23 protein-coding genes are annotated in these 18,644 nt (G+C 66.1%); 2 read left to right on the top strand and 21 right to left on the bottom strand.

Features of this window, described 5'->3' with window-relative positions; translation table 11 throughout:
• Position 1: 1 nt before the first annotated feature.
• Together AB0G50_RS18975 and AB0G50_RS18970 are read left to right on the top strand one after the other, a co-directional pair.
• A complete protein-coding gene (locus AB0G50_RS18975) occupies positions 2–214 on the top strand; it encodes a hypothetical protein (protein WP_360109886.1) in 213 nt (70 codons plus the stop codon).
• Between the two features lie 343 nt (positions 215–557).
• The gene (locus AB0G50_RS18970) at positions 558–1,460 is read left to right on the top strand and encodes a hypothetical protein (protein WP_360109883.1); all 903 of its coding nucleotides are present in this window, start codon (positions 558–560) and stop codon (positions 1,458–1,460) included.
• A 585-nt stretch (positions 1,461–2,045) separates the two neighbouring features.
• Here the strand turns inward: AB0G50_RS18970 and AB0G50_RS18965 are convergent.
• The 21 genes from AB0G50_RS18965 to AB0G50_RS18865 form a co-directional block, all read right to left on the bottom strand.
• Positions 2,046–2,447 (bottom strand): hypothetical protein, encoded by a 402-nt coding sequence (locus AB0G50_RS18965; protein ID WP_360109880.1) that lies wholly within the window; start codon positions 2,445–2,447, stop codon positions 2,046–2,048.
• Between the two features lie 123 nt (positions 2,448–2,570).
• Positions 2,571–2,936 carry an Lsr2 family protein gene (locus AB0G50_RS18960; RefSeq protein ID WP_360109877.1) on the bottom strand — a complete coding sequence of 122 codons (366 nt, stop codon included), beginning with the start codon at positions 2,934–2,936 and terminating at the stop codon, positions 2,571–2,573.
• Between the two features lie 109 nt (positions 2,937–3,045).
• A complete protein-coding gene (locus AB0G50_RS18955; protein ID WP_360109874.1) occupies positions 3,046–3,801 on the bottom strand; it encodes a hypothetical protein in 756 nt (251 codons plus the stop codon).
• Between the two features lie 171 nt (positions 3,802–3,972).
• Positions 3,973–4,254 (bottom strand): hypothetical protein, encoded by a 282-nt coding sequence (locus tag AB0G50_RS18950; RefSeq protein WP_360109871.1) that lies wholly within the window; start codon positions 4,252–4,254, stop codon positions 3,973–3,975.
• Position 4,255: 1 nt separating this feature from the next.
• Complete coding sequence (locus AB0G50_RS18945) at positions 4,256–4,774, bottom strand: hypothetical protein (protein ID WP_360109868.1); 519 nt, start codon at positions 4,772–4,774, stop codon at positions 4,256–4,258.
• 21 nt (positions 4,775–4,795) lie between these two features.
• Entirely contained in the window at positions 4,796–5,596 is an 801-nt protein-coding gene (locus AB0G50_RS18940) for a hypothetical protein (protein WP_360109865.1), read from the bottom strand.
• Positions 5,597–6,035: 439 nt separating this feature from the next.
• Entirely contained in the window at positions 6,036–6,356 is a 321-nt protein-coding gene (locus tag AB0G50_RS18935) for a hypothetical protein (protein WP_360109862.1), read from the bottom strand.
• Positions 6,353–6,697: an endonuclease VII domain-containing protein gene (locus AB0G50_RS18930; RefSeq protein ID WP_360109995.1), complete on the bottom strand. Its 345-nt coding sequence runs from the start codon at positions 6,695–6,697 to the stop codon at positions 6,353–6,355. Before AB0G50_RS18930 ends, AB0G50_RS18935 begins: the two co-directional genes overlap by 4 nt.
• A gap of 140 nt (positions 6,698–6,837) precedes the next feature.
• Positions 6,838–7,353, bottom strand: a complete 516-nt coding sequence (locus AB0G50_RS18925) for an HNH endonuclease signature motif containing protein (RefSeq protein WP_360109859.1) — start codon at positions 7,351–7,353, stop codon at positions 6,838–6,840.
• Between the two features lie 337 nt (positions 7,354–7,690).
• Positions 7,691–9,523 carry a DNA polymerase gene (locus AB0G50_RS18920; RefSeq protein ID WP_360109856.1) on the bottom strand — a complete coding sequence of 611 codons (1,833 nt, stop codon included), beginning with the start codon at positions 9,521–9,523 and terminating at the stop codon, positions 7,691–7,693.
• A gap of 115 nt (positions 9,524–9,638) precedes the next feature.
• Positions 9,639–11,954 (bottom strand): phage/plasmid primase, P4 family, encoded by a 2,316-nt coding sequence (locus AB0G50_RS18915; protein ID WP_360109853.1) that lies wholly within the window; start codon positions 11,952–11,954, stop codon positions 9,639–9,641.
• 97 nt (positions 11,955–12,051) lie between these two features.
• The gene (gene dcm, locus AB0G50_RS18910; RefSeq protein WP_360109992.1) at positions 12,052–12,981 is read right to left on the bottom strand and encodes a DNA (cytosine-5-)-methyltransferase; all 930 of its coding nucleotides are present in this window, start codon (positions 12,979–12,981) and stop codon (positions 12,052–12,054) included.
• Between the two features lie 76 nt (positions 12,982–13,057).
• Entirely contained in the window at positions 13,058–13,180 is a 123-nt protein-coding gene (locus AB0G50_RS18905; protein WP_360109850.1) for a hypothetical protein, read from the bottom strand.
• Between the two features lie 85 nt (positions 13,181–13,265).
• Positions 13,266–13,874 carry a hypothetical protein gene (locus tag AB0G50_RS18900; RefSeq protein ID WP_360109847.1) on the bottom strand — a complete coding sequence of 203 codons (609 nt, stop codon included), beginning with the start codon at positions 13,872–13,874 and terminating at the stop codon, positions 13,266–13,268.
• A 98-nt stretch (positions 13,875–13,972) separates the two neighbouring features.
• Positions 13,973–14,212, bottom strand: coding sequence for a hypothetical protein (locus tag AB0G50_RS18895; protein WP_360109844.1), 240 nt, complete (start codon positions 14,210–14,212; stop codon positions 13,973–13,975).
• 189 nt (positions 14,213–14,401) lie between these two features.
• Positions 14,402–15,199 (bottom strand): hypothetical protein, encoded by a 798-nt coding sequence (locus tag AB0G50_RS18890; RefSeq protein WP_360109841.1) that lies wholly within the window; start codon positions 15,197–15,199, stop codon positions 14,402–14,404.
• A 191-nt stretch (positions 15,200–15,390) separates the two neighbouring features.
• A complete protein-coding gene (locus AB0G50_RS18885) occupies positions 15,391–16,029 on the bottom strand; it encodes a hypothetical protein (RefSeq protein WP_360109839.1) in 639 nt (212 codons plus the stop codon).
• 140 nt (positions 16,030–16,169) lie between these two features.
• Positions 16,170–16,376, bottom strand: a complete 207-nt coding sequence (locus tag AB0G50_RS18880) for a hypothetical protein (protein ID WP_360109836.1) — start codon at positions 16,374–16,376, stop codon at positions 16,170–16,172.
• Between the two features lie 76 nt (positions 16,377–16,452).
• A complete protein-coding gene (locus AB0G50_RS18875) occupies positions 16,453–16,731 on the bottom strand; it encodes a hypothetical protein (RefSeq protein WP_360109833.1) in 279 nt (92 codons plus the stop codon).
• On the bottom strand, positions 16,728–17,564 hold the full coding sequence (locus AB0G50_RS18870; protein ID WP_360109830.1) for a hypothetical protein: 837 nt from the start codon (positions 17,562–17,564) through the stop codon (positions 16,728–16,730). The genes AB0G50_RS18875 and AB0G50_RS18870 overlap by 4 nt, the downstream gene beginning before the upstream one ends.
• On the bottom strand, positions 17,557–18,636 hold the full coding sequence (locus AB0G50_RS18865) for a hypothetical protein (protein ID WP_360109827.1): 1,080 nt from the start codon (positions 18,634–18,636) through the stop codon (positions 17,557–17,559). Before AB0G50_RS18865 ends, AB0G50_RS18870 begins: the two co-directional genes overlap by 8 nt.
• Positions 18,637–18,644 lie beyond the last annotated feature (8 nt).

The raw sequence follows: 18,644 nt of genomic DNA, 5'->3' as shown, positions 1-18,644 counted from the left end.
CGTGCAACTCGACGGCTCGGTATACGAGGTGCAGATCGCGCCGTACAGCGAGGCTTTGGTGCGGCGACTAGGTGGCACGATATCCGCGCGCGACCCTCGCGGGGTGTACCGAAGCTACTTTGTCAGCGAGCTGAAGAAGACGCCCGAGGAGGCAGCAGGGTCAGCACGGCAGAACGCGGCAAAATTGCAACAGAAAAAAAGGGTAAAAAAGTGAGCGAAGCAACGGCAAGGCTTTGCCTGGTTCGGTTCTCGAACTCCGGGCCGGGCTGCCCCGGCTGCGCAAACTGCACTGGTGATACCGAACTTCTTCGCGGTGCGCACACTCGCGATATCGAGCGACAGGTTGCCAACTCGCAGGCTGCCGACAGCCGCAAAGCTGCGCCACCGCCACATCCATAAATCGTTGCGCACAGCAAACGCTCACAAACAGGGCGCATCAACACACCTTCTCAGGTCGAGTTACACGACCGTACCCGACCATCTCGACACCTCCCCATTTCCCCCTGACGAACAACCCGGAGTCAGATCCGAGCACTCCCAATCAACAGAGATGCACAATGAACAACACCGGTCAAAAATCTTCACCAGAATTGGCTTTGATGATCTCCGAGGTCCGCAGCCTGGTAGCTCGAGACGACTACGAAAAGGCTGTACAGATTGCTACTCAGCTTTGGCACGACCTTTCGACAAATGCTGACGTTGTCGACGTCAACAAGGTTGATGCACTCTGCCGGGACCTCGCCGAGAACAACCGACTTTTCAGTCGGATGGAACGGTTGTGTGTCATCGCCGTTGAATACCTGACTTCGCGCATGGCCTTCCGTCGAGCTGAACTCTGGGCATTGCGCCGCGTGGAGATTTGCCGCGCCAAAGAGCTTCACAGGCAATCCCTGGCAACCAAGCGCGCAATGGAGAGAGCCTTGACCGACCTTGCAGCCGTGTTCGCCGCCCGATGTCGGTGGAACAGAATCATCGACTGCCTTGACATGTACCTGCGAACACAGATCAGCCACAAGGATGCACACGGCATCGCGTTCGCCATGCGCGAGCACGGGGCAACGCGCCTACGCGCCAACCGCATAATCGACGCGACCACTTATCTTCTGAGGTCGCTCGCGCAGTATGAGGCGTTCATCAAGGCCAGTAACGCGACCGGCAGCGTTGAAGAATCTAGCCGCCTCGGAAAGGCGCGTTGCCGAGTTCTCCTTGCTAGGTGCCACCAAGCGCAAGGCCGCCACCGGGCCGCGAGGGCACAACTACGGGCGGCGATCGGCGAGGTTGATGACGATGACTTGGCCGACGACCTTCAGCGGTTGTACCTGCACGCGCTAGTGGACAGCAGTCTTCCCGTATCGAACTACTTTCCGCTTGCCGAGTTCGGGGTCAATCGATGGCCGCCAACCAGCGCGGACTGTCACGGGGTTCCCCGTGAAGAGCCCAACGAAGAGGAGGTCATATAGCCACGTCTTGACGGCACCGGATCAGCTAGAGACCCTGCGTCACCTCGTGTTCAAACCATTGGCGCAGGGTCCGCCGTCGTGATCTACCAGTCACCACGAGAGGAACCTCCTTGGCCGACAATCTTGAGGAGCCCGCGCTAACACGATTGCAAGTGAACATAAGCCCGGAAACCCAGAAGGCCTTGGTTGAGGTCGTGGAACATGAGGGCGCAAGCATTACAGAGGCGGTTCGAGTCTTGATCGGCCTGGGTCGAGCCTTGTACCAAGCCGCGGTAATAGAAGGCGGCCGAGTAATCATCGAGTTCGATCACGGTACCGAAACCCTAAATGTCCTCCATCGAAAGGGGTCATGATGCCTATGCGTTGGACGAACGAGGGCGAGGTGCCACCTGTGGAGTGCGGAAGGAAGGAACCGGACACAAACCGGAGGTGCGTCCGCGCTCCCCACCCTGATGAATTCCCTCATTGGTACAGGGAGCCAGGCACTAACAATGACGTGATCATCAGCAAGACTTGAGGCCGGGGACATGAGCCGGCGTGAGTGCCCCGGTGCCGGCGCGGCGGGACACTCACGCCACCCTGCCCTTAAACGCGCCCGCAGGCGGTGTCGCCACGCAACTTGTTCCACGCGGCAATGGACGCGTCGTCCGCCGTGCGCACGGTGACGCTGACGAAGTCGGCACCAACTCGGCCTGCGGTCGCCCGTCCAGCCTCACACACGGGCACCGCGTCGACCGCCTCCGCCTTGGTGAAGGTGGTGCGGATGATCACGGCCTTGCCGTCGAGTTCCGCCGAGGTGACCTTGCCGTGCCACGATGCGGCTGAGTGGTCAGCCGTGAACGCCTCACCGAGTTCAACCACTGCCGACGTTTTCGGCGAGACCGCGGTTGAACCTACGGTGACAGGCGGAGCATCGGGTTTACCTACCCCGCATCCAGCAGCGGCGAGCACCGCAGCGAACGTTAGGGAGCCGACCTGTAGGCGCATGGTGTTCCTCTCAACGTGAACCAGAGAGGAAGTCGCGTTCCGGAGTCGCGGTGTTACAGCGAGCCATGAACATCACAACGACGACAGGACCCCGCACCCGAATCGGGTACGGGGTCCTTCATGTCAGTGTGCCTGTTCGTAGGCGCTGACGACCTTGGCGGGGATGCGGCCGTAGGTGCTGACCGTGAAGCCGTTGCGGTTCGCCCACTCCCGGATGGCGTTGCTCTGCTCCCGGTCGACCTTCGTCGGAACGGCACCGGCGAGCGTCACCGGGCGCACCCGCCGCTTCTTGGTGTCGGCCCGACCATTGCGCTTGGACGTCGGGCGCGCAGCCAGAACGAACGGGTCGAGCGTCTTGCGGAGCACTGCGGCGTTCGCCTCCGAGAGGTCGATTTCGTAGTGCGCCCCGTCCAGCTCGAACGTCAACGTCTCGGCCGCGTCGGAGCCGTCCACGTCGTCCACCAGACGCGTAGTGATCTTCTGTACCACTGTGGTGTTCTCCCTTTACTGATTTCGGCTGTCATCTGGTGGTTGCCGCCGAAGCAACGGCAACAGGTCTGGGTGTCTTCGGGCCGGCGTCGCAGCCCGGAGCCTCGGGCTACAGGTAGGCGGTCGCGACCTCGGCATCCGAGCCGCTGATTACCGCCTTGAGCAGCCGGCCGGCACGCTCGGGGGACACGCGCAGCTCGGCTTGGACGGCACGCCGGGTGACCTTGCCTTTGGGCAGTGCCGCCACCATCGCGGCGACCTGCGGGATGAGTTCGGCGTCGGTGCGGCGCGGAAGGCGGGTCACGCCTTCGCGACGGGGTCGGACAGGTTCAGCCACCTCGATGTGCCGGGGAGCAGCAAACTCGGTGGCTGCCTGTTCGTTCCCGTTCTGAACGGTGTCAGCCGCGCGCCCCGCCTGCGCCAGGTCGACGGCCCGCGCCTCCGCGTCGCGCCGTTCCTGGACCAACGCCGCGAACTCGCCCGCGTACTTCTCCTCGAAGGTCGCCAACGTGATCACGAGAGCGGGGATGCCCGCGTGGAACAGCGCGGCCACCCAGTGTCCATCCAGGACCGAGCCCACGGTGTTGAGAGCTAGGCAGAACAAGGAAGCGAACCACCGCAGGGGGCGCGCAGCCGTCATGTCCCGCCCCGCTTCGGCCAGTGCCGCCGCGCCTCGGAGACTCGCGATCAAGCCCACGTCCGATGCCAGTGGGAACAGCAACGCGAGGTACCACTCGGTGCCGAGGCTCATCATGAGGGTCGTCCCCTCACCAAGGCTGGTGAGCATGGCCAGGACCGTCGCGGCCCACAGCCACGGCATGAGTACTTGCCGCTTGCTCATCAGCATCTCGGCCTGGTCGGTCATCGGTGTTCCTCCCGTCGGCGGGTCGTTTGCCGGCGTCAGTAGATACGCGCAGAGCCAAACGCAACTAGCGCTTGTGGTGCACCCCACATACGTTTGGCTCTGCACGTGACTAAATGACGCCGAGCGGGGCAATGGGCGTCGGTGCGTTCGGCCCGGCGAAGCAGGGCGAGTTCAGCGCCGTCCGCGGTCAGGGTTTTCAGTGCCAGCCAGCGGCACGGCCCCCCGGTGCAGGAACGTGACCACCGGCCCGTACCTGTCGTCGTACCAGGTGTCGCCCGTGGACTCGTAGAGATGGGTCGCGATCGGGTCCGCGGGCGCAAGCTCGGCACCGCGGTTCCGTTCGCCCGTCCAGTAGCGGGGTTCGGGGATTTCCAAGGACGTCGCGGTCACCTCGACCTCGACCACCGAGCCGTTTGCGGGACCGCCGAAGAGGTACGCGGAACGGGTGGACACCTCAGACCACCTCTCCGGTCAGGATGAACAACGCGGCTTCCACCACGTACCTGCCACGTCGGGTGCCGAGGACACGGGTGGCCGCCTCGACCGCAGCGACGCGCTCAAGCTGTTCGGCCGTGAGCGGGCGCGGGCGCACCGGGCCGAGCGAGGCGTTGAGCCGCCGCATGTCCGAGTCCGACGCGGCAGCCGACAACGCCGAGGCAAACTCCAGCGCCTCAGGGTTGCGCAGCACCACCGCGTACACCTCGGTGCCGGTGGGGTCTTCGGCGAGGTACACGGTGTCGTCCTCGGCCCCCGGCGCGATGTGCAGCGCACCGTGGACGCTCACCTCGGCCGCGTCGTGGTCCGCCACGACCCCGCGGACCGCCTGCGACGCCTCGCGCGCCTGACTGGTGGTGAGTTCGACCTCGACCCCGTCGCCCTTCTCTGCCGAGCTGATCACCACGAGGACGCCCTCGGCACAGCCCGTGACGGCTGCGCGGTCCCCCGGGTTGTCCGTGCAAGCGAAGAAGATCATGCGGTCGTGCCCCCTTGGATCTCAGTTCTGTGCAAGTGACGCCAGCTTGGAGAGCGCCACCCTTTTGCTCTTGTTCACGGACTGCCGCGAGATGCCCAGCACGATCGCCGCCTCGGTGTCGGACAGCGCAGGCCCGTCGAGCCCGAAGACGGCGCAGACCACTTCCCGCTCCCGCCGCGCGAGGACGTCCGAGGCAAGCAGCGCCCGCACGGTCTGCACCACCTCGATCCGCGCGAGCGGGTCCTCGGCAGCCGGGTCGCCGATGGTGTCCGCGAGGTTCCTGCGGTCGTGCCCGTTCCACTGGTAGAGGTCGACCGCCCCCGCGAACATCGTGTTATGCACTTCCCAGAACGTCGCGAGCGACCAACCGTGCTTGGTCCGGGCGTACGCGGCAGCCGCGATGAGGTCGTACTCGCCGTCCGGGCGTGAGGTCGCACGCAGTGCCTGACGCAGCTTCTGCGTGAGCCGGGTCGGATCGGTCGGCTTGCCTGAGCTCTGCGTCGACGCGATGTTCAGGAGGTGGGTGAACACCGCCCGTCTCAGGTACGCAGCGACATTGCCGCCGAAGTCGGCCCCGATCTTGCATGAGCGCGCGTCGGCAATGAGGCGGATCGCACCTTCCTGGTGAAGGTCGTCCTGGTCCATCGCGGACGAACCGACCGCACGTGCGGCCACGCGGTCGAGGTCAGCGGCGAACCTGACGTAGAGCGCGGCTTCGGCCGAGCGGTCGTCGGCGGAGGCGTCGAACAGCAACTCGTCAACAGTGCGGGGGTCCTCGTACAGCGCCGCGGCCGTGGTGTTGGCCACCAGCGTCCGGAGCATGACGGGCAGGGCTGCGCCCCTGAACGCCTCCGGTCGCCCCGCGTCTACGCCATTCCTGATGCCCTCGACCAACCTGGCCAACGTTGGTGAACGCTCAACCAAAATAGCCACAGACTCGTTCCCTCTTCGCACTCGAACATATGTTCGCCCCCCGGCGCTGGCCAATCGGAAGATACGCACATAACCATCCGGATGTCCACGGCAGAAAGCACAGGTAAACAGGGTTTCAGCCACCGAGACAAGAATGTGATTCACGATCTGTAACACCGCTACGGAACCGACATATCGGCACGTCAGCACCCCCGGCAATCATCAGGCCATGATCAACGGCAATCCGGGTCGACTACTCCGTTTGAGTGAGTACCAGCCGGTAGCGATCACCTCACGATAGCTTCAGCCCGCAAAAATCGGGTGATCTAGATCACGCAAACTCGGGCGCTCATGCACTAGAACCAGCCGGTCGGCGGGTACCGGAGTACTCGTTGACCACCCGATCGGCTGTCTCGACCGCGCGTTCGGCGTGCAGTACCGCCTGGATCACGGAGGCTCGGACGACACGCAGGTCCGCGGTCATGCCCTGATCAGCGCGCGCGATGACTTCGGCCTCGACCGGCCTGGGCACACCCTTCACGATCATCGGCGGCACCGAGGTCGGCGGGTTGTCCGCTACCGCCTGGACGTGCGTGGACCAGCGCTCGAACGTCGTCGCCGCGTGACGGAGCCTGGCCGCGATCACAGGGAAATCCTGGGTGCGCATCATGAATAGGTGGCCCTCCTCATTTGTTCTTCTTGGGCGATAGCGAGAAGTTCCTCCGCCATTCGCAAGTACTCGATTGCCGCCCGCAGCTTCTGCGGGCAGTCCTGAAAAAGGCCGAGGCCACTGTTACATCGGTGGCAGAGCAACCCACGCACCAGCTCGGAGCCGTGGTCGTGGTCGACTACCAAGCCACGCGGAAGGTGGTCCTCGTGCACACCGCAAATGGCGCACCGATAGCCCTGGTGCCGGCGGATGTCGTCCACGTCGGCCACTCCCACGCCGTAGCGTGCCCGGAGCCGTCGGTCCCGCACCTGTTCGCGCTTGAGCACGGCCCGCCGCGCCATCCGCGCACGCGCCGAGTGCCGATTCGCGAAGTGGTAGGCGGCCCGGCATCCCTTGCAGTACGGGTGAAACCCGTCCGCCCTGGTGCCGTCGCGGTGGAACTCGCCGAGCCTTCGCTCGATCTTGCACTTGCCGCACGTCCTCAAGCGAGTCGCAGCGAGTCCCACAGCGCCTCGACCCGGACCCGTTCGGAGTCCGCCAGTACGGCGAGGTGCGCGGGCCACCAGTCGGACAGCGACCTCGCTCCCTTCGACAGGTTGCACCGCGCGCACGCCGGAGCGAGGTTCCACGGCGCGTCGTCACCGCCGAGGTGCAATGGCCACACGTGGTCGATGTGTTCCACGCGATCCCCGCAGTACACGCACCGGTCCCGATGCGCCCGCCGCAGCCACGGCACGTCCACGGGCACCGCGTGCGCGTGCGCCCGGACTGCCCGTGCTTTGTGACCGGCCGCCCGCGCGCGCTCCCTCGCCGAGCCGAAAGCCCGGTGTGCCTGGTCGTCCCAGTCGTCCCAGTAGCGTCGTGCGGTGTTCGCCAGGGCTGACAGCAGGTTCGAGGTCCCCGCGATCACCGCCGGGTCGTCCGTGGCCAGGGTGCCGAGGATGTCCGCCCGCAACACGATGTGGTGCGCCGCGGCCTGGTCTGCACGTGCCCGCATGTCCCCGTACCTACTACGCATCCGAGCGAGGTGGTCCCGCCTCGCGGCTTTGAAGTGGGAAGCCGCGTGTGCTTTGCACAACGGCACCTGGCGTGGCCATCGTGTCAGGTACAGGCGGACCGTTTCCGTTGTGCCACAACGGCTACAGCGCATGGGCGTCACCGAAGACCTCGGACAGCACAGCCAGGTAGGTGGGCGGGTGGTCCACGGGCAGCTCGCCCGAGCGTGGCCGCTCAACGCACAGGACATGTCTCGCCACCGCAACCCGCTGGATCGCACGTGCCAGGTCTCGACGGTGTTCTGCCACTTGCAGTAAATCCATTGTGGACCTCCATTCTCACGCCGCAGCGCCGTAGAGCGATCCCCAGGACCGGCCACCGATCTCCAGGTCGGTCGCCAGCGGGACGCCGTAGAACGAATCGACCGCCATCAGGCGCGAGACCTCGCGGCCCACCTCTTCGGCGTCAGTTTTACTTGCTGTGAAAAGAACTTCATCGTGTACCGGCAAGCGAAGGAACTCGGTCAGCCCTGCCTCGTCCAGCCGCAACAGTGCCTCGGCGAGCACATCTCGCGCGGTGCTCTGGACCACATAGTTGGTCGCCGCGTAGAGCCGTCGTCGGTCCAAGGGGATCACCCTCCCGCTAGGAGTGACGACCTCCTTGCGCCCGTACTTGGCCCGATTCTCAAGTCGACGCGAGTAGCGGACGATGCCGCGGTACACGCGGTCGTACTGCCGGATGGCGTGCTTGACCTGATCGACAGGCGCGCCTGTCTGCCGGGCCAGCGTGGAAGCGCCGCCGCCGTAAAGCTTGCCGAACCCGACTCCCTTCATGAGGTCGCGCTGCCGCTTGCTGTAGTCCTTGCCGTACACCAGTTCGGCCGTGTAGCCGTGCAGGTCCTTACCGTCCAGAATGGCCTGAATCATCACGGGGTCGTTGGACAGAGCGGCAATGACCCGCATCTCCACCGCCTGGTAGTCGACGGACCCGATCACCCACGTGTCCGAGTCCGCGAGGATCGCGCGGCGGATGCGCCACTCCCGCGACGGAAGTTGTTGCAGCGGTGGGCCACTGATAGACATTCGCGCTGTGCGCGCCTTCAGTGACGCGATACTCGGGTGTATTCGGTCGTTCGCGTCCCGGCCTTCCAACATTGAGTCCACATAGGACTTTTTCCACTTGCTCGCGCGCTTCGCCCGGAGAACCGCCTCCGCCAGTGGGTTGGGGTCGCGCGCCCCGACGCGTTCCCAGTCGCGGTTGAGGTCGGCTAGAGGAGCGAGAACTTCCTTGTCCACCTTGAACGAACCCGCGTCCGTAGTCTCGGTGAGGACTTCCCCCATACCGAGCAACGCGGCCGAGACCTGGTTCGGCGCGTTGACGGAGGTGACTCCGAACATCGCGGCCACACCGGACCACTCGGCCGCCTCCGTCTTGAGCGAGTCGGACAAGCCAGTCAGGTAGGCGGGGTCCACTCTCATGCCCGTGCGCGCCATCTTCGCGCACACCAAGGCGACCTCGCGTTCGAACCTCGCCAACCCGTCGAAGCCGCGGTTGCTGGCCTCGGCGGACAGCACGTCGTACAGCCGACGGCCGAGGATGACGTCAAGGCCCGCGTACAACAGGTACAGCGGGTTCCACAGGTCGATGTACGCCCAGCCGGTTTCCTTCGTGTGGCCGATTGCGTGGAACTCGCCGTACAGCTCAGCCGCTGGGTCCGGGGCCGCTGGGTCGACGTACCGGGCGGCATTCGCCTTGAGCCCCTGCCCGCTCCCGCCGTCTTCCGGGCCGCGCGGATCGCACAGGTGCGCCAGGATTGCCGTGTCCGTGACACGCTGCCACAGGTCGTCCAGGTCGACCTCGAGGTGCCGGTTGACCACTAGGGCGTCGAACGTGACGTTGTGGACGGTGAAGCCTGGAACACGTCGCAGTGCACGGGCGCACTCTGCACGCACGCGCTCTGCTTGCCGAGCGTCCTGCCCCTGACGGTCCACAGGCAGGACCCACGCTGTGTGGCGGTCGCCGAACTGGACCAACCTCACGCGGAAGTCGGACCGCCAAAGGTTCAGCCCCGTGGTTTCGGTGTCGAAGGCGACGACCTGTCCGCCGACCGCTTCGACCCACGACCGGAAGGACACGAGGTCGTCCGTGTCCTGGACGACGTTCACCGTCACGACGTCGCCTGCGACAAGTGCCGGGAGCGACAGCAAAATTCTCCTTCCGTTTCCTGGCAGCACGAAGCGCCGCCCGCGGTCGCCCGACGGTGGCTGTTCCTGCCTCGGCGTCCTTCTAGACCTGCGCGAGTTCTTCCGCGCTCGCCTTCCGCACTCCGCGGAGTTGCTGTCCGCGCGCGGTCCGTCCTATCCGGACCTTGCGGTTCTCCAGCTGCTTCCGGAACGTGTTCTTGCCCCAGGATCGTTGTGCAGAACCAAGTTCTATGTCGGCCCAAGTCTCGTACATCTGGAAGGCGTCCTCGAGCATGATCCGCCCGGCGGGGTCGCGGACCAGGATGCCGGGCAGGAACCCGTCCAGGATGTCGGAGGACCGGCGGTATTCGTCAACGGCCGCACGCACCGAGTCCGGTTCGCCCAGCCCACCCGCGTACCACTCGACCGCGCCGCGCACCGCCCACGCCGCGATCCCGGTGGCTTCACCGAGCAGCGCCTCCGGCAACGTCGGGTCCTTATCGGCTCCGGTGAACTCGCGGACGAACGGGACTAGCCGAGTTCGTCTCCAGAATCCGTCGTCCTGTCCACGGACGTCCGGCCGGTAGTTGGTGGCCATGATCATGAGCGCGGTCGGGCTGAACACGAACTGACCCTTATACAATTCCCGGGCGACGACGGGATCCCCCGCCGTCAACTGCTTCAGCAACGCCTCGTTCAGCCGTAGCCCGTCCGACAGCTCGGACAGCACCGCCAACCGAACACCTCGCAGCGCAGCGAGCGCAGGGTTGGCCGCACCCGGATCGAACGCCCGTGTCTGTGCAATCGCCGCCTGCGCCACGTGGCCTGTAATCCCCCGGAAGACCTCTCCGATGGTGTTGAGGAAGACGGATTTTCCGTTGGAGCCGTGGCCGTAGAGCAAGGCGAACACATGCTCGCGGGTCTCGCCCGTGATGCCGTAGCCGACCAGACGTCGCATGAAGCCCGGCATGTCCTCATCCCCGGGGAACACCTCGGAGAGAAACCGAGTCCACCGTGGGCCTTGGGCGTCCGGGACGTAGTCCAGGTCCACCCAGCGAGTGAGCCGGTCCTCGCGGCGGTGTTCCCGCAGGGTTCCGGTGCGTAGGTCGACGGTGCCGTTGCGGAAACTCAGGAGGTCGCGCCGGGAGTCGAACTCGTGCACCTCGGCGGAGGTGATAGTGCGGAGGTGTTCCAATGCCGCCTTGATTCCGGCGTCCATGTGCATCCGCCGTGTCCGCTTCACGGCCTCGACGTAGTCCGCGTGCTGCTGTTGGTCTTCTCGGCTTCCTCCCTTGTCGCCCTTGGGCATCTGGGCGAGTTCGCGGGCCATCGCGTCCGCGACCCGGTGTCCGATCGCACGTTCCTGGGTTTGCGACATCACCCGCCACACCCGGCCGTCCCAGGTCAGGAACCCCACGCCGTCCACGTGCGCGGTGTCCTTGCCCACGATCGACAGCGCCAGGCGGGCATTTTCGATGTCGGTTCCCGCCGTCGCCTTGACGACAGGTCGGGAAGCCGGCGGTGTGGCGACCGGGGTGGGGTGGGCCGCGGGTTCGGGAACCCATTCAGGTGCGTCGGCCACCGCACGGTGGAACGCCGGGGGGAAGAGGTCCGCGGCCCGCTTGCGCCAGTCCGCGACGTCCTCCGCGTCCGGCGGCACCACCAACACGCGGGGTCTGATGCCCAGTGCCGAGAGGTTCGCGCCGAGGGCGTTGTTGAAAGCTGTTCCTCCTCGGTCGTTGTCTCCGGCGAGGATCACGTCACCCCCGGTTTGGGTGGCCAGCTCCGCAACGGCGCGTGCGGTTCGTGCGTCCCGCGCGAGGCCCGAACCCCTGACGACCAGAGCCGTGTACCCGGCCGCCACCACCGTCAGACCGTCGCCCGGCCCTTCAGTGACCACGATGGTGGGGAACGAATCGGCTGTACGCATGACCGCGGTGGCACCCCATCGCGCGTCTTCCGGGTTGGCGAGGGTCATCCACCGCGCAGGGCACCCGGTGCCGAGGTCGCGGCCTTGCAGTCCGTGCGGAGCCCCTGCCGACGTAAGGAACGGCACGACCAACCGGGGGTGTGCGAGGTAGCCCGCCGACCGGAAGTCCCGCGCCCGGCCGAGGTCGACCGTGCCGTCATCGCACCCCAGGTGCAGTTGCCGCGCCGTGTCTTCGGTCAGCCCGAACCGGTCCCTTACGTAGGCGGCTGCCCGCGAACCTGCGAACCGGGCTGCCGCGGCTCGGACGTAGGTTCCGAGGGCCGCAAGGTCCGCCACCCCCGGTTCGGCGGCCGGCGCGTTGCCCAGGGTCGCGGAGCCGGACACGTCGAACAGGTCGGAGTCGTGCAGGCCCGCCGCCTTGAGCACATCCTCGCGCCGGCAACCGGCGCGGCAGTGGACCAGCGCTTTCCCGTCCTCCTTGAGGCTCACCAAGAGGGAGGGCCGGCGGTCGGCGTGGGCTGGGCACCTCACGAGGACGCCACCTCGTTCCTCCGTGACCGGGCCGCCGAATCTGGTCAACAGGGAGTCAATGTGCACGGATCACCTCCGGTGACGCGGTGGTTTCGACCAAGGTGCGTGCGAGTAGCCGCACGGCATGATCCGCTTGTGCCGGCACCACGCCGTTGCCGAAGAGTTGGCGCATCGCGGTCGCCGACAGCCCTGGGACCCCTGTGACGTGGCCAGGTTCCAAACCCATCATCCATTCCAGGAACTCGGGGGTTTCGGCGTGCGTCCCCTGCCGCCCTGGACGGGTGGGCGTCGGTGCCGCTATGCCTCTCACTCGTGCCCATCGCGCGACGGCGCACGTGTAGCCACCGAGGTCCACGAGTTCGGCACCTGCTCCCAGCTCTGGAATTCTCGGGGCAAGATCCCTTGCGCCAACTCCAGACTCTGAGACAGGCTCGGCCCCGATGCCCCTCCCTCCGAAGGCGGGCGGGTCGCCCACCGAAAGGAGGTCCGTTTGGTGCCCGTGCGCGGCGTCGGCAGCAACGACGAACAGCCGACGTCGGATGTGCGGCGCGCCGACGTCGGAAGCGCGAACAATCGCCCACGCCGCGTCGTACCCGAGTTCGGCAAGATCCGATAGAACTTCTCCGAATCCTCGGTGCAGGTGTGCCGAGACGTTCTCCAGCACGATGACTCGTGGTCGAAGAACGCCAATTCCCGCAGCGATGTGCGGCCAGAGGTGGCGCGGGTCCGCCGATCCAAGCTTCCTCCCGATGTGCGAGAACGGCTGACACGGATACCCCGCCGAGAGGATGTCGACCCGAGGCACGGTCCTCCAGTCGATACGTGTCACGTCGCCCAGGTTGGGCAGGCCCGGCCAGTGGTGGGAGTGAACCGCGACGGCGGCTGGTGCGGTGTCGGCGAACCACACAGTGCGCGAGGCGAGCGCGAGGTTGACCCCCATGTCCAGCCCGCCATAGCCGGAGCAGAGCGAACCGAGGCTCAACATCACAGGTCCACCACCGCCAGCAGCACCGCGGCGAGGGCGAGCACGCCGAAGCACAGCCAAAACACCACGTGCTGACTCACCGCCCGAACACCCAGTCCGCCAACGCCGTCAGCCCCCAGACCACGAGGGCGAGTACCACCAGGTCCAACACGAAAATCACCAGCAGCCCGAACAGGCCGGCCTTGATCTCTTCGTCCACGATCCCCTCTTCCCTTTGCCATAACAGAAGACGCCCCCGAACACCGTCTGCAATGGACGGTGTCCGGGGGCATCCTCGGATGAGATCAGGCAGTGCCCTTGATCTCGATGACAGGGCGGGTGTAGGAGACCTCCCGCCCCTTCTTGGTCGTGTACTCCACGAGTTCGAGGCGCAGCACCGCGCGCACGGGAGCCGCCTCCAGGCCGCGCTCGATCTCCGCCAGGTCGTTGACCAACGACCACGACCCGGTGGTGAACAGGAAGTAGCCGAGGTCCGGGGCGTCCGCGAGGCGGAACTTCAAGCTGATGTCCGGCCGGGGGCCGGTTCCCGCCTTGCTGTCCGCCTTTCGGTCAGCGAGCGAGCGCGGACATCCGCAAGCCTGGCCCACCTTGTCCTCGGCGGGGTGCCCCGTCACGTAGTACGCGCCGTCGCACACGTGGATGGGACCCGCCTGACCGTACAGCGCCATTCGCGAACGGAGTGCGTCCGCGCTCTCGATCACCACCTCGACGGCCGCAGTGGTCGTTTCGACGTCGAACGGGTCGCGGGCTTCGTCGTCCGGGCTGACGACGACCCTGCCGCCGAACAGCGCGCTGACGCGCTCCGCAACGTCCTCATCGTCGGAGACGAAACGCCACTCGGACAAGGCGACCGGTCGCCGGCCGACCAGCTTGCCGCCCTTGAGCTTCCCCACAACGTCATCCATGAAAGGGTTACGTAGCTTGGGCTTGGAGTCAGGGTCGGTCTCGAAAACACGCAGTGCCAAGGAGTTTCCGTTCGTCGGAGACAATTTTAGTGACGCTCGAACGGGCCGCCGAAGACGGCTTCGAGCGGATTGCGAGAACGGCCGCGGATCATGTCCACCTGGCGGGCCGCGGCCTCGCGAGCGGTTTTCGAGGCCAGTGCGTCCCTCGCGGCCATGCGGCGGTAGTCGGCACGTTCCTCGGCCAGGGTCAACAACGCGGCGGCAAGCTGTTGCGCTTCGCCCTTGTCCAGGTGGATCGTGGCGTTGCCGACCTTGATCGATGCCACCAAGTCCGCCTCAAGGCCACCCGGTGTCGTCGGCACGCTGTAAAGGCGCAACCTCCGACTGCCACGTCGGATAGTGATCGGGTACCGGCTTGTTTCCTTGACCTCCGCACCCGGCGGAAGGTTCGACGGTTCTACCTCGGTCTGGTACGTGATCGTCCACTTGGGCATGTTCGACCCGCTTTCTCGTGGCTACCTGGTTTTCCTGCGGGTCGCTCCCGTGGTGACCGTGGAGTCGTGGTATGCCTCGCCGATCACGGTGTGCCTGATGGCGGTCTCCCAGTCGAATACCCGACGCAGCACGAGGAATGCGTCGAAGACGTCCCGGCCTGCACGCGCGGGCACCAACTTCCAGCCCTCCGGCCGGACGTGGAACACGGCGTGTGCGTCGACCGCGGGCACGGCGATTTCCGCCCCGGCCCTGGTGACGATCTTGTCCGCGTTGGCGTACGCGGCGAGTTGCATAGCCACCGGTTCGTGGACACCCGACCGCGTGGACTTGGTGTCACCCATGAATGTCCGACCGTCGATCTGCGCGATCCAGTCGAACGACCCGGCGTACCTGTGCTCGGCGGACCACACCGAGTCCTCCACGTGAAGGAAACGGGGTTGGCACGTGTCGAGGAAGTCATCGATGTGCGCGAGGTAGGGGACCAACTCCGGGTGCGGTCGTCCGATCGGCAAGCCGAGTGCCCGCTTCTCGAACAGGTCGTGAACCTCGGTGCCGACGTCGGCGGCTTCCGAAACGAACCTCCGGGACGCACCCTTGATCATGTCCACTGCTGCTTGGCGTTGGCCACCGACCAGGAGTTGGACGACCGCGCCGATGTTGTCGGCCGCGTACTCCGCCGCGAGCTTGGACGCCCACGGAGTGAGGAAGGGTTTGGGAAGCATATCCAGGATGGACGTCACTCCCGGGAATTTCTCTTGCGTCTCGGGGTGGACGTAGTAGCGGCTTCCGTTGCGCTTGATCGTGGTAAGACCTGCCATCGTTTCTCTTTTCGCCGGGGTATCTCGTTACACCGATAACACCCCCCGACGGCACCCGATCAGCAACCTACCGTGACGAGAGTCACACGCAGAACCAAACGCACCCTACGGAAACGGGACACCCCTTACCACGCCCATGAAAAGGAAAACCCCGGCCACCAGCAGGCGACCGGGGTCCCGAAGCTCGGACGTTACCCTTCGGCACGAGGAAAATGCTTGCGCCACAGTGCGACGGCAGCAGGGAGCGTGCGCGCGAGGTCGTCGGCCACGGCCGCGAGGCTCGCCGCGTCGTCCGGCGTCATCGCCGTCTGTGGGACGTACTCCCCCGCTGCCTCCGCGTCCACATCGGCCCGCAGGCGGTCCCGCGTGGCGGTCATCAGCGCCAACAAGGATTGCGGTCCAACACGGAGTTCGGAGGACATCGCGCGGACGGTCGCCAACTGTGCCCCACGCCGCTTGTTGTTCGACTCCGGGCGCATACCGTAGGTGTGACACAACTCCCGGTACCGCACGTCATCGCCCCCCGCCTCGGCCCGTAGGTGGTCCCTTGCCGCGTCACTCGAATAGTGACGGACCGTGACGAACAGAGCGTCGTGGTCCTGCGAATCCATGCCCGCCAACCGCCGGGCATTGGCGAATTCGGTCCTGTAGGCAAAAGTCCGGCCTGTGACGTCGGGACTACCGTCATCCCTCGGAAATGTCGTCCGAAAGTTGATGATCGCTTTCCCGAGAATTTTCTTTGCATCTTCCGCGCCTCGGCCACCGGCTCGCTTCATTGCCGACACCAGTGCTTTGAGCGCCGCCGGACGGGCCTCCGAATCGACTCGCAATTGGTTGGCCCCTTCTATTTCGGGTCACGCCGGTATCGCGCGCAGACTAGCATGGGGGCTCGCACTCAACTGCGGGACGAACTCATGGTTGACGCAGGAAGGTGCGTATCCCGCCGGGTCCGTCCGCAGCCCGCCAGGTCTCACATGCCGCGTGCGTCCGCCTCGACCGGGGTCACGAGGCGGTGGACCACCACGCCGGTCCCTGCGGTGAGGGCCGCCGCGAGGAAGTCCGCCACAACGCCCACGTCCATGCCCGCGAAGCCGGGGACGAACTTCACGGCGAGCGCCGCGAGGGTGCCCAGCACGGCCCAGCCGATCGCGGGAAAGGCGTTGAACAGCTCTACCACTCGTCGTTTCAGGGGTTTGTTCCTTCCGTATTTGAACCGCGTGTCGGACGCGGTGGGCTTGCCCGGGTGCAGCGGGTCACCCGCGGGTTTCGGGGTGATCCGGTTGTCCTCGGCCGGCCGGGAACAGGGGGCGCAGCCACCGGTCCTCGTGCACCGCGACGCTCACCCTGATCTCGGCCACGTCCTCGGCGAGGGAGTCCAGGCGGGCCGCCACCGGTGCCACGGCAGCAGTCACCGCCGTGTCGATCGCCTCGGCCGACATGCGCCGGGTCTTGCGATGGGACAGGTAGCTCGGGCCAGCGGTCACGAGGACCCCGGCGAAGCCGATCAGGGCAAGCAGCACGGGTTCGTTCATGTCACCTCGTGGGGCAGTCGGACCGGCCAGTCACCGGGTTCGCCGGTCCACACGGCGGATTCGGCCTGGTTCCCGCCGTCGGACAGGACCGAGGCCGTCCCCGAGGCCATCGCAGGAACCGGGTAGCCGGGCACACTCGCGCCGGTGATCATGGTCCCCTCGGCCGACGCCGTGGGAAACGCGCCGAGCGGGGCCAGGAACACGTACTCGGGTTCGCGCGCGAACACCGGGTTGCGGTTGCTTGACTTCGCGAGCCAGAAGTCAAGGAACTGGGTTTGCGCGGCGGTGAAACCTTTCGACAGCGCGTCGGCCGAGAAGTCCGGATTCCGTTCGTACCGGGTGGACTGCTGTTTCACGTTCACGTGCAGTTCGATGTTGCCGCGTTTGAGGACGCGTTGGGCGTCGGTGTCCGACCACTGGTCGGTCGGCATCCCGTGCAGCCAGGCGACCTCGAATTGGGACCACACCGAGGTCCCAGCCGCGCCGGTGCCGCCGGTCACCTGCCATCGCTGGGTGTTCCGTGAGGCTGCGCCCATCGTGGAAGTCAGCCACACCTCGGCGGCGCAGCCTTGGATGAGGATCAGGTGGAACCGGGCGACCATGACCGGGTAACGGGGGTTGGTGAGCGAGATCGCGTAGACCTCGTGGTCCTTGGGGGTCCATGTGGTGCCGGCCTGCTCCATGTGCAGCTCACGCGCGTTGGCCGCGTCGTTGGTCGTGAGCAGTTGCCTGTAGTTCAACGACTTCCCACCGCGTTCCAGTGCGGCGAGGCGCTCCTCGAATCCGCGGAACATCGCGCCGAGGCTCGGTGGCAGCGTCGGGTTGTCAGGCAACCTCGAACACCTCCACGGGGGCGACGGTCGCCGCCACGGACTCGGCACCGGAGGCGTCCACCGCGACGCCGATCTCCGTGACAAGCCATTCGCCGGCCACGTCCACCAGGCCACGTCCACCGACGACGTCCACCACGTCACCGACCGCCAAAGCGGAGAGACCGAGCGACGCGTCCGGATACACCTCGATCGCGGGCAGCAGTACCGGCGCGGACTGGGCACGGGTCACGTTGTCGGCTTTGGCCTTTAGGGTCTGGTACTCCTTGACGTCCGACGCCGAGACGACGGCCTCAAGGCGGGGGTGGACCGTGGACGGCCTGGCCGAGGTAGCCCAGAGCTGTTCGGGACCGTCGCCGGCTCCGGTGAACAACGCGAAGTTCCGCACGCTCTTGCCGCCGAGCTTCGCGGTGTTGATGTCGCAGTTCACCCCGTCTTCGAGCACTACCTCACGGCGACGTCCGGTGGCCGGGTAGCGGATGCGGAACCACACGCCCAACTCGTCCTCGGCCGGGCCGGTCCACTCGGCTTCGAAAGCGAAGCCGAACCCGTCGATCACGTCCGCGAGCTGCTCCACCGCCTCGCCGATGCTCTTGTGGTCGTATTCCTGGTACGTGCGGTCTCGCAAGACCCCAGTCATTTCGGTGCCGAAGCGGATCATGCCCAGGTTCGAGCCGGGACCGTAGGTCGCCGCGTGCTGAACCAGGCTCCGTGCGATGGCGGCTTGGTCCACCTGCGTGAACTGCAAGGTGGTGTGCACGTGGCGCAGGCGGTAGTAGGACAACCAGCCTTCGCACTGCAAGGTCATCGTGCCCGCCGCGTAGTCCACTTCCGCGTCCCAGTACAGACCCGACCACACGAACCGGCCGTCACGCTCGACGTAGACCGCGGTCGCGGCACCGGGCACCAGGGAGCCGGCATTGACCCGGGACACAGTCGGCTCGACTTCGACCACCAGGGCGGCCGAGCCCGGCGAGTTCCGGGTGTTGGTGTAGTTCAGCGACTCCACCGGCAGCTCGCCGTGGACGTAGCCGGTCAACACGTCCTGGAACAGGACCCGATAGGAGGCGGTCACGCTCCTCC

It is taken from the genome of Actinosynnema sp. NPDC020468, from assembly GCF_040642015.1.
Taxonomy (GTDB): domain Bacteria; phylum Actinomycetota; class Actinomycetes; order Mycobacteriales; family Pseudonocardiaceae; genus Actinosynnema.
This window is presented reverse-complemented; position numbering and strand designations above follow the sequence as displayed.

Coding starts and splice junctions, on each gene's coding strand:
- AB0G50_RS18970 (WP_360109883.1), top strand. CDS start 558: ATGAACAACACCGGTCAAAAATCTTCACCAGAATTGGCTTTGATGATC.
- AB0G50_RS18965 (WP_360109880.1), bottom strand. CDS start 2,447: ATGCGCCTACAGGTCGGCTCCCTAACGTTCGCTGCGGTGCTCGCCGCT.
- AB0G50_RS18955 (WP_360109874.1), bottom strand. CDS start 3,801: ATGACCGACCAGGCCGAGATGCTGATGAGCAAGCGGCAAGTACTCATG.
- AB0G50_RS18945 (WP_360109868.1), bottom strand. CDS start 4,774: ATGATCTTCTTCGCTTGCACGGACAACCCGGGGGACCGCGCAGCCGTC.
- AB0G50_RS18940 (WP_360109865.1), bottom strand. CDS start 5,596: ATGCTCCGGACGCTGGTGGCCAACACCACGGCCGCGGCGCTGTACGAG.
- AB0G50_RS18935 (WP_360109862.1), bottom strand. CDS start 6,356: ATGATGCGCACCCAGGATTTCCCTGTGATCGCGGCCAGGCTCCGTCAC.
- AB0G50_RS18930 (WP_360109995.1), bottom strand. CDS start 6,697: ATGGCGCGGCGGGCCGTGCTCAAGCGCGAACAGGTGCGGGACCGACGG.
- AB0G50_RS18925 (WP_360109859.1), bottom strand. CDS start 7,353: ATGCGGGCACGTGCAGACCAGGCCGCGGCGCACCACATCGTGTTGCGG.
- dcm (WP_360109992.1), bottom strand. CDS start 12,981: ATGTTGAGCCTCGGTTCGCTCTGCTCCGGCTATGGCGGGCTGGACATG.
- AB0G50_RS18890 (WP_360109841.1), bottom strand. CDS start 15,199: ATGGCAGGTCTTACCACGATCAAGCGCAACGGAAGCCGCTACTACGTC.
- AB0G50_RS18875 (WP_360109833.1), bottom strand. CDS start 16,731: ATGAACGAACCCGTGCTGCTTGCCCTGATCGGCTTCGCCGGGGTCCTC.